Below are 14,790 nucleotides of genomic sequence, written 5' to 3' on the forward strand. Positions count from 1 at the left end.
TTTTTGCATGATTTTTACGTATTGCTTGGAATCTTGCCTGTTTTCGAAAAGGAGTAAAGATTGTGCAAATACACGTAAAAGTTTTGAAACATATTTTACAGAATATTTCCTATAATAACGAAGGATACAATGGAGTGAAGAGGCCGGAACGAGAAAGAGCAGGGAGGATCATCATGAAAAAGAAAATAACCGCAAAATATGTCATCGGTTTTGACGGCGAAGATCATGTGATTATCACAGATGGGGAAGTCGTTTACGAGAATGACACCATTGTGTATGTGGGGCACCATTTTGATGGCGAGGTAGATGAAGTGATCGATGCTGGCAATGCAGTAGTCAGTCCGGGCTTCATTGACCTGAATGCGTTGGGGGACATTGATCACGACATCGTACATCTGGAGCAAGCTTCTGCTAGAAACAAAAACATGCTTTGGTCAGAAGACTACTACCGCAAAGGCTACCATGAGGTAATGACCCCTGAGGAAGAGGCGTTCAAATCTCTTTACGCTTACAGCCAATTGATTCTAAACGGGGTAACGACAGCGATGCCGATTACATCGGTCTTCTACAAGCGCTGGGCGGAAACGTATGAGGAGCTGGCAGCCGCAGCCGATCATGCAGGACGCTTGGGATTGCGTATGTACATGGGGCCGAGCTATCAATCCGGCATGCGTGTCGTGAAGGCAAATGGAGAGATCGAAGTACTGTGGAACGAAGCAGAAGGACAAGCAGGTCTGGAGCGAGCTGTACAATTTGTCAAAGATTTCGATGGGGCTCACAACGGACTCATCCGTGGAATGCTGGCGCCAGAGCGAATCGAGTCACAGTCTGTAGAGAACTTGATCAACACAAAGCGCTACAGCGAGGAGCTCGGATGTCCTATCCGTCTGCATGCTGCACAAGGTCTCTATGAATATACGGAAATCCATCGTCGTCACAACCAATCACCGATTCAGTTCCTGAATAAGATCGGCTTCCTTGGAAAGAAAACGGCAATTCCGCACGCACATTTCATTCCAGGCTTTAGTAAAGCGAAATTCGGAGAGGGAGACGATTTGGCGATCCTGCAAGAGACAGGTACGACCGTGATTCACTGCCCGCTTGTAGTTGGTCGTCATGGCGAGGCACTCGAATCGTTTGCCCGTTACAAGCGTCGTGGCGTCAACATCGCGATTGGAACCGATACGTTCCCACCTGATTTCATCCAAAACATTCGCACAGCCAGCATGCTTTCCCGCTTGGTGGAAGGCGATGTCGCAGATTCCAGCTACGCGGATATTTACCGTGCAGCGACATTGGGCGGCGCACGTTTCCTCGGCAGAGATGATCTGGGTCGATTAGCGCCGGGGGCAAAAGCAGATATCATTGCCATCGATTTGGACGGTTTCCACATGGGTGCGGTTGATGATCCAATCCGTACGATTATCACGTGTGGCTCAGGTCGTGATGTGAAGCTCTCCATCATCGCTGGACGCACCGTAATGAAAGACCGCCTCTTGCCAGGAGTTGATCTGGAAGAGATCAAAGCAAAGGGACAGCGCTACTTTGACAAACTGCGTCTGGGCTACGTGGAGCGCGACTATCAACAACTGGGCGAAAAGGAGCTGTTCAAGCCTTCTTTCCCAATCGTGAGCAAACGATAGCCTGAACAAATAAGAAGAAGCACAATCTGCTAGAAACGGCGGATTGTGCTTTTTTCACTTACCGGATGAACCCGCCTTCGGAATGAATAATCTGTCCGGTAATCCACTCCGCTTCGTCACTTGCCAGAAAAGCGACAAGACGCGCTGCATCCTCGGGCTGTCCAATCCGTCCCAAAGGAAATCGTTGCAAAATGTTTTGCTTGATTTCGTCGTTCATCCAGCCTGAGTCGGTAGGCCCGGGATTTACAGCGTTGACCGTAATCCCTCGCGTAGCTACTTCGGCAGCAAGTGTCGTCGTCAGGGCATCCACGGCTCCTTTTGTTGCGGCATACGCGATCTCACCGACCATCGCGCCTTTGGACTGACCAGATGTCATGTTGATGATTCGTCCTCCGCGTTGCTGAGAGAAGCGACGTGCAAATTCCACACTGAGCATTGTGGTTGCCCGCACATTGATGGCATAATGTGCGTCCAAACTGGCGATATCCAGTGCCTCGTAGCCGTCATTTGTCGAGTAGCAAGCATTGTTGACGAGGATGCTTGGTTCGCCCAGTTGTACTGTAGCTGTGTCGAGCACCTTCTTGTAGGCATCAGGCAGTGACAGGTCGATCTCGATTCCCGCACATCTGACTCCGTAGCGTCTGATCTCTTCCTGCAAGATAGCGGGTTCATCCTTTTGAATCCCATGCGCCATGGATTGGTCATAGGCGGTCCAATACGTATGGAAAATATCGGCGCCGTGTGAGGCCAGCATTTTGCAGATAGCAGCCCCAATCCCTTGAAGGCGGCTGGCTCCTGTTACGATGGCAATTTTTCCGTGCAAGCGAAGATGTGTGGTCATACATATCCCTCCTCATTCTGTCCCTATCCATTCTTTTCGGGGTACCTATTCCTTTCATCCTGCCTACGAAGAAAAAAATCGATCACGAAAATTTTGCGAAGTTTTCGCTAAATAACCATAAATTGTAGGGGTAGCAGAAACTTACGCTGGAAATCATGCAAAATTGTTGCTATTTTGTATATATAGGAAGTTGTTCAAATAGTGGATTTAATACTAAGGGAGATGTAGAAGATGGAGTGTCAGTTAACAATTACCCGGACAGAACAGAAAAAAGAGAAACCAGCTTCTGACAAGCTGGGGTTCGGTGTTCATTTTACCGATCATATGTTCACCATGGATTATACAGAAGGTAAAGGATGGCATGATCCACAAATCGTCCCATACTCTCCGCTGACATTGGACCCGGCAGCAATGGTTTTCCATTACGGGCAAGCTGTATTTGAAGGCTTGAAAGCTTATCGTAATGAAGAGGGCAAGGTTAGCTTGTTCCGACCTGATCAAAATTTCAAGCGTATGAACCGTTCACTGGAGCGTATGAGCATGCCGTTGATCGACGAGGATTTCATGGTCGAGGCATTGAAACAGCTGGTAGCGGTAGATAAAGAATGGATTCCAACAGAAAGCGGACAGTCTCTCTACATTCGTCCCTTCGTAATTGCGACAGAGCCATGCTTTGGTGTGCGCGCTTCGCATACGTACAAATTGGTGATCGTGCTCTCTCCAGTTGGAGCGTACTATGCGGGTGGCATGAAGCCTGTGAAAATTTATGTAGAAAACAACTACGTGCGTGCGGTAAGAGGCGGAACAGGAAACGCAAAAGTGGCAGGTAACTACGCAGGCGGTCTGAAAGCACAAGTAGAAGCAAAAGAAAAAGGCTATGAGCAAGTGCTGTGGCTCGATGGTGTAGAGAATAAATATATTGAAGAAGTAGGCAGCATGAACGTGTTCTTCAAGGTAAAAGGGGAAGTGTGGACCCCAGCATTGAACGGTAGCATTCTCGAGGGTATCACGAGAGATTCGACCATCCAATTGCTCAAGGACTGGGGAATTCCAGTCGTAGAGAAGCGGATTTCCATGGAAGACCTGCATACCGCTTACGTCAACGGTGAGCTGGAAGAAGCATTCGGTACCGGAACAGCGGCTGTTATTTCCCCAGTCGGTGATCTGAACTGGAACGGACATCAGATGATCATTAACGGTGAAAAAACCGGGGAATTGACAACGAGACTGTACGATGAGATGACAGGAATCCAGTACGGTGAGCGTGAAGACAAGTTTGGCTGGTCGGTAGAAGTGACAGAATAATCACGTCAGTAAAACAAGAGGCATAGCCTTCTCTTTTTCGGAAGAGGGCTATGTCTTTTTTGATCGTGTAGGAAAGTTCAATCACTTCATCTCTTGACAGGGGAGAGTGTAAAATACTACCATTTGTGGTAATACCACGAAAAGTGGTTGTAGGACCATCATTACAGGGAGGCGACAATGACAGCGGAGAAAAAAGGGGGAAAGAAAGAACGCTCGTCGGATCAAATTGAGATGAAATTAATCAAGGCAATTTTGACTCGAGAGTATCCTACAGGAGGTACGCTGCGGCCGGAACGGGAGTTGGCAGAATACTACGGGGTAGGTCGGCCAACCGTTAGAGAAGCACTGCAACGTTTGGAAAGAGATGGCTGGATCACTGTGCGGAAAGGACATCCGGCAATTGTCAACGATTATTGGCATCAAGGCAATATAATGACCCTTGTCCATATCATTCAAAACCAAGACGATGTTACAGATGAGTTTATTTCGCACTTGCTGGAACTGCGGATATCGTTGGCGCCTGTTTACATTCGTAACGCAGTTGCTGCTCATCAGCCGAAGGTAGTCGCATTGCTTGCCAATCTCGATCAACTGAAACCTGATGCTGATTCTTATGCAGCGTTTGACTGGGAGCTGCAGAAAAATCTGACGAGACTTTCCCCAAATCCTATCTATTTACTGATTGTAAACAGTTTTGATTCCTTTTACCTAAATATGGCACGAAAGTATTTTTCTATCCCAGAACACCGCGAGGCATCTTGGCACTATTACCATGAACTGTTGAACGTCGCTTTACAGGGAGATTTCATCGAAGCAGAGCGTGTAGCCAGAAAGGCAATGGAAAAAAGTTTGGAGCTGTGGAGAAACCGAACCGTGATGGAACAAGGTAAGTGAAGGAACACAAGAGGAGGGCGTTCTGTTGAAGGCAAAGTTTCTGAAAGAATTCTTTACGTTTCCAGATATCCTCATCATGAGCATCCTATTCCTGATTAGCTTGTCTTTCACTATTTCTGAATGGTACGTGTTGGAAACATGGGTGGCACTTGTGGCGGGAATGATTGGATATGCGGCAAGCGAATACTTGATTCATCGATTTCTCTTTCACCTCAAACCGCCTCGAAATCCATTTTTTCTCCAATTGTTAAAGCGCTTACATTACGATCATCATGCCGATCCGAACAACTTGCACCTGTTGTTCTTGCCCGTGTGGTATAGCTTGCCGCTCATTGTAGGAACCGGAGCCATTTGTTTTCTGCTTACTTCCGACTTGATTGTGACCAATGCCTTTGTTACAGGCGTGATAGGATTTCTGCTATTTTATGAATGGAAGCACTATATCGCCCATCGACCGGTTCAACCCATATCTCCATGGGGGCGCTGGATGAAAAAGCTCCATCTATGGCATCACTTCAAAAATGAACATTATTGGTACGGTGTTACCAGCCCTGTTTTTGACGTCATCCTGGGAACTTACAAGAATGAACAGGATGTCGAGAAAAGTTCGACGGTGAGGGATCTGGAAAGACGCTGGGACAAAGATGTTGAACTGTAAATGTTCTTTCTTTGCCCGTCATTTGTATTCGTATAGAAGAGCACATTCCATCATCTTTTGCACGCCCACCCTTTTTTGAGGGATGGGTTTTTTCTTTCTAAGTTTTAGAAGGTATCGAAAACCGCCAAAGCTAGTGAGAAGAAAAAGCACAGGGCTCGCAGACCTTGACAATGCCTACCCAGTCGGAACTTAAAAAAGGGGACCACGCTTGTCGAACACTTCTTCTTTGAGAAACGTCCGCCCGTAGGGTGGCTTTGGCTCGACGGGCCCCTTTTTAAAGTGGAGACGGCCAGTGAATCCCCCTTGCGGGCATGTCAGAGTCGAAGAGACCTGTGCTTTTTCTTCTCCTCCATTATGTAGCTAGCTTCAATAGAGTTATTTTGAACATTCAAAAACCACATGGTAAAGAAAATGAAAAGAAAGGTAAAGATAATGAAAAGATTAATAGTAAGAAAATTAGTAATATTTAGTCATGTCATATTCTTTTCATTCTATCATCCAGAATAAGGGGGCATTCACAGTGAAGAAGAAGCACATGCTAGGATCTATTCTTGCCCTGTCTGTCTTGCTTTCCACAGTTTTGGCAGGCTGTGGTGGCGGTCAGACATCCAGTGGGACGAATTCCGCGTCCAACTCCAATCAAGCTTCGACTAGCCCCGCGTCTTCATCGGCCGCAGCGGGTGGAGGCGGTACCTTGATTATTGCGCGCTTGTCCGATGCGAATAATCTGGACCCGCATTTCAGTACCCAGATTAATTCCATGGCAGTGACGCAGCACAAGCTCTATGAAGGTCTGGTCATGATGGATCGGAATAGTGAGTACAAACCTCTTTTGGCAAAGGAATGGAAGCAAAAAGACGATGTTACCTGGGAATTTACACTGCGTGACGGTGTTACCTTCCATGATGGGGAACCCTTCAATGCGGAAGCTGTGAAAAAGACAATCGACCGTATTTTGGACAAAGACAATCCGACTCCGAAAGCAAACATGTTTGGCATGATTAAAGAAGTGAAGGTCATCGATCCATTGAAGGTGGATATTATTTTACATTATCCGTTCGCAGGGCTCTTGTCCGTACTAGCGAGTGCAGAGGGTGGCATCATCAGTCCGAAGGCGATGAAGGAATTTGGCAAAGAGTTGTCCAAGAAACCAGTAGGAACGGGGCCGTTCATCTTTGAATCATGGACGCCTGGACAAGAAATCGTCATGGTGAAAAACGAGAAGTATTGGGGGAACCAACCGAAGCTAGAAAAAGTCGTTTTCAAGACCATTCCTGAGGATGCGACACGTGTAGCCATGGTGGAGACAGGTGAAGCTCATGTCGCAGAACAACTACCGGTCACTGAACTGGAAAGGGTACAGAACTCGCAGAGCATGTCTTTAGGCCGGTTCGAATCATTCGCAGTTGACCACATCGGGATGAACGTCAAGCAGAAGCCTTTTGACGATGTTCGCGTCCGTCAGGCCATCGCCCATGCGATCGATAAGGAAGCGATTATTAAAGGGGTTTACAACAATGTCGGAAAAGTAGCCATCTCGTCATTAGGGCCAAAAGTCATCGGCTACAGCCCGAATATTAAAACGCCGGAATACGATTTGAACAAAGCGAAGCAATTGCTCACCGAAGCAGGCTACGCCAACGGATTCAAGGCAACGATCTATCTCAATGACAACAAGGCACGGATTAATGTGGCAGAAGTGCTGCAATCCCAGCTGAAGGGAATCGGCATCGACTTGCAGATTCAAGTGATGGAGTTCGGTGCGTACCTGGAATTGGCGGCAAAAGGTGAAGCGCAAATGTTCATTAGTGGCTGGGGCAATGCGACCGGGGATGCAGATTACAACCAGTACAACCTCTTCCACAGCACGTCAGCAGGTGTGCCAGGAAACCATTCCTTCTATAATAATCCGAAAGTCGATGCGTTGATTGAAGCGGGGCGTAAGGAGAAAGATCCAGAGAAGCGCAAGGAAATCTACGCAGAAGCACAGCAAATCGAGATGGAGGAGGTGCCATTGCTGCCATTCCGCAGCAGTGAAAACCTCGCGGCCATTGCGAAAAATGTACAGGGAGTGTATATCAGTCCGTCCGGATACATTGACGTGAGCCAAGTGACGATTCAATAGCAGGAGCTTGAGACCTTCTCCAACAAATGGAGAGGGTCTTCTTTAGTGGTTGTTCCAAAAGTCGACTTTTTGAACAACCACTGTTCGCATAAAAGTAGAAAAAGTGAAAAAAAGAGTAAAGAAAGTGAAAATACAAGTAAAGAGAGTGAAAATGCAATGACAGAATAGTGGGTAAAATGAAATATGCGCGAATGGTCAAAATATTCAAGTGCATCTGGCGCAAAAAACGGTCACGACCGTTTTTTTGACCGCAAGCGGTCACATCAACATTTATGAAAAACGTCGAGACGTTTTTCACAAAAGAGGGGGATCACTACATGAAAAAGACGCGCTTTTTCCAGACGCTGCTTGCCATGACCGTTGCGGTTTCTACAGCGTTGGCAGGCTGCTCACAAGCACCTGAAGCAGGAGGGAGTACCAATTCTTCAGGGCAAACCAATGCTTCTGCACCAGTCGGCAAAGAAGGCGGGACACTCGTCATCGCCCGTTTGTCTGATGCGAACAACCTTGACCCGCATTTTCTAACGCAAATCAACTCTGCTGCCATCATTCATCACAAGGTATACGAGGGTCTTGTTCGGATGGACAAAGAAAGCAAATATGTAGGCTCACTCGCTTCCGAATGGAAGCAGCTCGATGATGTGACATGGGAATTCAAGCTTCGCTCTGGTGTGACGTTCCACGATGGCACGCCATTCAATGCGGAAGCTGTGAAAAAGACGATTGCTCGTGTCCAGGACCCGGCCGTAGGCTCTAACCGCGCCAATTTGTTTGAAGCCATCAAAGAAGTAAAGGTCGTGGATGATACAACGGTTCAATTCATCCTGCACTATCCATACGCACCACTCCTGTCCGTACTCGCCAGTGCAGAGGGTGGCATTTTGTCACCAAAAGCGATCGAACAGTATGGGAAAGAGTTGACCAAGCATCCAACGGGAACAGGGCCTTACAAATTCGAATCATGGACACCTGGTCAAGAAGTCGTCCTGGTGAAAAATGATAGTTATTGGGGCGACAAACCGAATTTGGACAAGGTCGTCTTCAAGACTGTTCCAGAGGATACGACCAGACTCGCGATGGTCGAGACAGGAGAAGCGCATATAGCTGAGCAATTGCCAGTGACAGAAGTCGATCGGGTGAAAAATTCTCCGAGTATGGCACTTGGTCGTTACCCTGCATTCGCTAGCGATCATATCGGAATTAACAACTCGAAGAAGCCATTCGATGATGTACGCGTTCGTCAAGCGATTGCACATGCGATCGATAAGAAAACCATCATTCAAGGGGTCTACAACGATGTCGGAACGGTTGCTCATTCTTCCATTACCCCGTCCATGGTTGGTTACAGCCCGAATGTAAAAGACTTGCCTTACGATCTGGAAAAATCCAAAAAGCTGTTGGCGGAAGCTGGATACGCGAACGGTTTCAAAGCAACCATTTACTTAAATGATAACAAGGCACGGATTAGCTTGGCAGAAGTGCTGCAGCAACAGCTGAAACAAATCAATATCGATTTGGAAGTGAAAGTGCTAGAGTTCGGTGCTTATATTGAAGCAGCTAACAAAGGCGAAACAGAATTGTTCCTCAGTGGTTGGGGCAATGCCACAGGAGATGCAGACTACAACCAATACAATCTGTTCCACACGAAGTCGCAAGGGGCAGCCGGTAACCACGCTTTCTACAGCAATCCGGAAGTGGACAAGCTGATCGATGAGGGCCGCAAAGAGAAAGACGAAGAAAAACGGAAGCAAATCTACGAAAAAGCACAGCAAATCGAAATGGACGAAGCGGCAATGGTACCGTATCGCTTCTCAGAAAACCTCGCAGCGATTCAAAAAGGTGTAGAAGGAGTTTGGATTAGCCCAGCAGGACACATTGAGATCGACAATATATCATTGCCATAATTTTCAGCAAAAAATGCTTCATGATCAGCATAGCTTCGCCCACTGGGAACGAGCTATGCTGATTGATTATACAAAGAAGAAGTAAATGGGGGCGAGTCTATGAAAAAACAAAAAATGATAGGTTCAATGCTGGCAGGTATCCTGAGCGTTGGCCTCGTGCTTACAGGCTGTTCATCGGGTACAGAGCAAGGTGCGGCAGGAACTCCGACTGCGAAGGAAGCTCCAGCAACAGATCAGACGCTGGTGATTGCGCGCCAGTCAGACGCAAACAATCTAGACCCGCACTTTATTTCAGCGATCAATGCAGCGAGTGTCGTTCATCACAAAGTGTACGAAGGTCTTGTCCAGCGAGATGATAACATGGCATTCAAACCGATGCTAGCCACGGAATGGAAGCAATTGGACGATGTCACCTGGGAGTTCAAGCTGCGTCAGGGAGTTCATTTCCACGATGGTACGCCGTTTAACGCCGAGGCGGTGAAAGCAACATTCGCACGGGTCCTCGATGAAAAGGTCGCCTCTCCACGCGCGTCTCAGTTCAAGATGGTATCGGAAGTCAAGGTAGTGGATGATTACACCGTCCATTTCAAGCTAGCCTACCCGTATTCCCCATTACTGTCGATCCTCGCCAACCACGAAGGTAGTATCATTAGTCCAAAAGCAATTGAGCAATACGGCAAGGACCTGAGCAAACATCCCGTCGGTACAGGGCCGTTCGTATTCGAATCATGGACACCTGGCCAAGAGATCGTACTCGTGAAAAATGACAACTACTGGGGAGAAAAGGTAAAATTCAACAAGGCCGTCTTCAAAGTCGTACCAGAGGACACGACACGAGTAGCCATGGTCGAGACGGGAGAGGCGCATATCGCTGAACCATTGCCGGTGACAGAGATTGACCGTGTCAGTAATTCCCCTCATATGAGCTTGTACCGGACAGAGGGATTGGGGACAGATTTCATCGGGTTCAATACCAAGAAAAAACCGTTTGACGACGTCCGTGTTCGCCAGGCGATCAACTATGCGATTGAGACCGATGCGATCATCAAAGGTGTGTACAACGATGTCGGAACGAAAGCGAATTCCGCAATGAGTCCGAAGGTTCTGGGATACGATGAGGCGTTAAAGGGATACGAGTTTGATCCGAACAAGGCGAAGGCCCTGTTGAAAGAAGCAGGTTATCCGGACGGCTTCAAGACAACCTTGTGGACAGGCGATCGCAAGGAACGAATTAATGCCGCGGAAGTGATCCAATCCCAGTTAAAGGGGATCGGCATCGAAGTAGAGGTAAAAGTGCTTGAGTACGGAGCTTATTTAGATGCAGAAGACAACGGTGAAACAGAGCTGTTCATCAGTGGCTGGGGCAATGCCACTGGCGACGCTGACTACAACCAGTACAATCTGTTCCACTCCAGCTCTTTGGGCAAAGGCGGAAACACAACTTTCTACGTGAATAAAGAAGTGGACAAGCTGATCGAAGAGGGGCGCCGCGAGCAGGATACGGAAAAGCGCAAGCAAATCTATGCAAAGGCGTTGGAGATTGAAAAGCAAGAAGCACCAATCGTCCCAATCCGCAATCTTGAGCATGTCGCTGCAATCAGCAAAAACATCAAAGGCTTCTGGATCAGCCCTTCTGGGTACATGATGATCAATGGCATTACGATTGAGTAACGCAAATATTTAGAGAGGAAAGGATGGAGACGGAGCATGAACGAAAGCTTGTGGATCAAAAATGCGAGTCTGGAATGTGGTTATACAGAGGCGAATGGCATCGTGACGGGAACAAAGACGGAGCGTTTTCATGTCTTGCTCACGGACGGTCGCGTGGAGAAAATCGTACCTGCTTCGTTGGATATACCTGGTGGGGTATCTGTATGGGATGCACAAGGTCTACTGATGCTTCCTTCTTTCCGGGAAATGCACATTCATTTGGACAAAACATTTTATGGAGGTCCGTGGCAAGCTGTTCTTCCTGCTCCCAATCGTTTTTTTCGAATCGAACAAGAGCAGGAGCTGTTGCCTCGGCAGCTTCCCGTCGCCCGTGAGCGTGCAGAAAAGCTGCTGGAGTTAGTGCAATCGCACGGTGCTACCCACGTACGAACCCATTGCAACATTGACCCGGTCATTGGGCTGAAAAACCTGGAAGCCACATTGGAGGCATTGGCAACTTATCGTGAAAAACTTTCCTGGGAAATTGTCGCGTTTCCCCAACATGGGTTGCTGCGCAGTGATTCTGTTTCCCTCGTTCGCGAGGCGATGAAGCATGGAGCTGGTCTCGTCGGTGGTGTCGATCCTGCCACGTTTGACGATGATATCGAGAAATCTCTTGATACGATGATGGACATAGCGGTAGAAGCGAATGCGGATGTTGACCTGCACTTGCACGAGCCTGGACATTTGGGTGTTTATATTATGAAAAAACTGGCTGCTATGACGAAGGATGCGGGGTGGCAAGGTCGAGTCACTGTCAGTCATGCTTACGGGCTAGGAGAGGTTCCGACTGCTGTGGGAGAAGAGGTTGCGGAGCTTTTTGCCGAGCAGCAAATCGCTGTCATGTCAGCTGTGCCCATTGATATGCCGACCATCCCGATTCCATTGCTTCATGCCAAAGGCGTCCATGTTGGATTGGGCAATGACAACATCACCGATCACTGGGACCCATTTGGAACCGGAGATATGCTGCAAAAAGCAAACCGTTTGGCTGAACGGTTCCGTTGGATCGATGAGCGATCTCTATCGCAAGCACTGGGATTCGTTACAGGTGGCGTGACTCCACTGGACCAAGCTGGGAATCAGGTTTGGCCGAAAGCCGGAGATGAGGCAAATGCGGTTTTCGTCCGTGCCAAATGCTCCGCCGAGGCTGTGGCTAGACTATCTCCTAAGGAAGCAGTGGTTTTCTCGGGCAAGCTGGTTTGGCAGAAATAATAAATAATTTGGAACATATCCGATCTTCTTCAGGAGGTCGGATTTTTTGTTTATAAAAGTGGCCGTAGTAATGGAAGAAGTGCATTTCCAGTCTACGCTTCGGCCTCCGCCCCGCAAGGGGGTGAAGTCTGTCCGCTTCGGAATGAATGGCGAGAGCGCTTCAAACGTAGACAATTTCGAGGAAGTATCTCATAAGTGAAGCTGAAATTCCCCACCATTAATTCCTACGCTGGGACGGGCTCCAGAGGCGCTTGGACTGAAAATGCACTTCTTCGGGCGTAGCTTTGATTGACTACTTGGTAGTCGATCAAAGAAGGTTACTTAGCTAATTACATGTGGTTTTCATATCAAATTCATTCAATAGAAAGCTACAAAAGAACAATCAAGAAAAACAGTCAATGAATTTCTTGCTGCTTTTCATTTATAGATCGAAAAATAGACAAAAGCAACGTCAAAAGAAGCGTGTTTCCAGTCAGAGCGCCTCTGGAGCCCGACCAAGCAGAGGGATGAATGATGGGAGCGTATTTAGCTTCAACGTGCGAATACATCATCGAGGCTACCACTTTTGAAGCGGCTCCCGTCATTCATACCGGAGCGGACAGTCCTCCCCCTTGCGGGGCGTAGGCCGAAGCGTAGACTGGAAACACGCTTCTCCACCGAAGCTACGAATCCAAGTATCTTTCCATCTGCACGAAATTAAATAAAAGTAAAAATATTATAAATTGATGTAAAGATGCTGAAAGGTTCGATTGGGAATCTACCGTATAATGCAAATAAGAAATACATTCAGAATTTTCGACAGTATTCTACAGGGGGTAGACACAAATGAAGAAAACGCGCATGGTCGGTTCCTTGTTGGCTCTGACATTGACGGTTAGTGTTGCGCTGACTGGATGTGGTGGTGCGAGCTCGGAGCAATCCGGTTCGACAAATACAACTGCTGCTGAAGCTCCGAAAGAAGGGGGAACCCTGATTGTAGCCCGCAAAGCAGACGCCAACAATCTGGACCCGCATTTCATCTCCAATATTCCTTCGGCAAACTATGTGTATGGAAAAGTATATGAGAGCTTGGTTTCTCGCGATAAAAACGGCGAGTACAAGCCTACACTCGCAACTGAATGGAAACAGCTCGACGATCTGACATGGGAGTTTAAGCTTCGTGAAGGCGTTACGTTCCACGATGGTACACCGTTTACAGCAGACGCTGTGAAAAAGACGTTCGAACGTGTACTCGATCCAAAGGTTGCATCACCGCGTGCATCCAACTTCTCCATGATCAAAGAAATCAAGATTGTGGATGACAAGACTGTACATTTCGTGCTGGAGTATCCTTTTGCACCGCTGCTCTCGATCTTGGCTAGCTCAGAAGGAAGTATCATCAGCCCGAAAGCAATCGCAGAGCATTCCGATACATTGGCGAAGCAGCCTGTGGGAACCGGGCCTTTCAAATTCGCATCGTGGGCACCGGGCCAAGATATGAAACTCGCAAAAAATGATACCTACTGGGGTGAAAAGCCAAAGGTAGATGAAGTATTGTACAAGGTCGTTCCAGAAGATACGACCCGTGTAGCGATGATCGAAGCAGGCGAAGCGCACATCGGCGACCAGCTTCCTGTGACAGAAGTAGAGCGCGCACAGGCATCTCCTGGCATGAACATGGTACGTGCAGAAGGCTTGGGTGTGGATTATATCGGCTTTAACGTGCAGAAGAAGCCATTTGATGATGTACGCGTACGTCAAGCTGTCGCGCATGCTATCGAAAAGCAAGCCATTGTACAAGGGGTATACAACAATGTAGGGACACAAGCGGTTTCCTCAATGTCACCAAAAGTAATTGGCTATAACCCGAATCTCCAGGATTACTCGTATGACGTCAATGCAGCAAAAGCACTGCTCGCAGAAGCAGGTTACCCGAACGGCTTCAAAACGTCCATCGTGACAGATGACCGTAAAGAGCGCATGAACGTAGCAGAAGTCATCCAGTCACAGTTGAAAGGTATCGGCATTGATTTGGAGATCAAAGTAATGGAATACGGTGCGTATCTGGAGCACACAGACAATGGTGAGCATGCGATGTTCATCGGGGGCTGGGGCAATGCAACAGGGGATGGCGACTACAACCAGTACAACGTCTTCCACAGCACTTCGAAAGGCAGCGCCGGTAACATGGCGTTCTACAACAACCCAGAGGTGGACAAGCTGATTGAAGAAGGACGTCGCGAAAAAGATACGCAAAAACGTAATGAAATTTACGCAAAGCTGCAAGAAATCGAGCTGAAGGAAGTACCGATCCTTCCCATCCGCACGATTGACCATGTGGCGGTTACATCCAAGAATGTAAATGGCTTCTGGCTGAGCCCTGTTGGCTACTTGATGCTAGATGAAGTATCGATCAACTAATGGTGATAGAAGGGATGGCGTTTGTCGCTGTCCCTTCTTTCGTCCATAGAGAGGAATTCACGATCTGGACCGGGAATGTAACTTGGGGAAAAGAA

10 protein-coding genes are annotated in these 14,790 nt (G+C 47.8%); 9 read left to right on the forward strand and 1 reads right to left on the reverse strand.

Annotated features, from left to right (window positions below):
* The first annotated feature begins 173 nt into the window (after nt 1-173).
* The gene (locus HP398_RS08220; RefSeq protein ID WP_173622354.1) at nt 174-1,643 is read left to right on the forward strand and encodes an amidohydrolase family protein; all 1,470 of its coding nucleotides are present in this window, start codon (nt 174-176) and stop codon (nt 1,641-1,643) included.
* A 58-nt stretch (nt 1,644-1,701) separates the two neighbouring features.
* Here the strand turns inward: HP398_RS08220 and HP398_RS08225 are convergent, their stop codons facing one another.
* A complete protein-coding gene (locus tag HP398_RS08225) occupies nt 1,702-2,484 on the reverse strand; it encodes an SDR family oxidoreductase (protein WP_173622355.1) in 783 nt (260 codons plus the stop codon).
* Between the two features lie 231 nt (nt 2,485-2,715).
* Between HP398_RS08225 and HP398_RS08230 the strand changes: the two genes are divergently transcribed.
* The 8 genes from HP398_RS08230 (at nt 2,716) to HP398_RS08265 (ending at nt 14,695) form a co-directional block, all read left to right on the forward strand.
* Nucleotides 2,716-3,789 (forward strand): branched-chain amino acid aminotransferase, encoded by a 1,074-nt coding sequence (locus HP398_RS08230; protein ID WP_069845630.1) that lies wholly within the window; start codon nt 2,716-2,718, stop codon nt 3,787-3,789.
* 177 nt (nt 3,790-3,966) lie between these two features.
* Nucleotides 3,967-4,683 carry a GntR family transcriptional regulator gene (locus HP398_RS08235; RefSeq protein WP_173622356.1) on the forward strand — a complete coding sequence of 239 codons (717 nt, stop codon included), beginning with the start codon at nt 3,967-3,969 and terminating at the stop codon, nt 4,681-4,683.
* Nucleotides 4,684-4,708: 25 nt separating this feature from the next.
* The gene (locus HP398_RS08240) at nt 4,709-5,341 is read left to right on the forward strand and encodes a sterol desaturase family protein (protein ID WP_017251003.1); all 633 of its coding nucleotides are present in this window, start codon (nt 4,709-4,711) and stop codon (nt 5,339-5,341) included.
* 520 nt (nt 5,342-5,861) lie between these two features.
* Complete coding sequence (locus HP398_RS08245) at nt 5,862-7,466, forward strand: glutathione ABC transporter substrate-binding protein (protein WP_173622357.1); 1,605 nt, start codon at nt 5,862-5,864, stop codon at nt 7,464-7,466.
* Between the two features lie 317 nt (nt 7,467-7,783).
* Nucleotides 7,784-9,370 (forward strand): glutathione ABC transporter substrate-binding protein, encoded by a 1,587-nt coding sequence (locus HP398_RS08250; protein ID WP_017251006.1) that lies wholly within the window; start codon nt 7,784-7,786, stop codon nt 9,368-9,370.
* A 99-nt stretch (nt 9,371-9,469) separates the two neighbouring features.
* Entirely contained in the window at nt 9,470-11,041 is a 1,572-nt protein-coding gene (locus tag HP398_RS08255) for a glutathione ABC transporter substrate-binding protein (protein ID WP_173622358.1), read from the forward strand.
* 36 nt (nt 11,042-11,077) lie between these two features.
* On the forward strand, nt 11,078-12,295 hold the full coding sequence (locus HP398_RS08260) for an amidohydrolase family protein (protein WP_173622359.1): 1,218 nt from the start codon (nt 11,078-11,080) through the stop codon (nt 12,293-12,295).
* Between the two features lie 825 nt (nt 12,296-13,120).
* Entirely contained in the window at nt 13,121-14,695 is a 1,575-nt protein-coding gene (locus tag HP398_RS08265; RefSeq protein WP_017251010.1) for a glutathione ABC transporter substrate-binding protein, read from the forward strand.
* Nucleotides 14,696-14,790: the final 95 nt, after the last annotated feature.

This window comes from Brevibacillus sp. HB1.4B, from assembly GCF_013284285.1.
GTDB lineage: Bacteria > Bacillota > Bacilli > Brevibacillales > Brevibacillaceae > Brevibacillus > Brevibacillus porteri.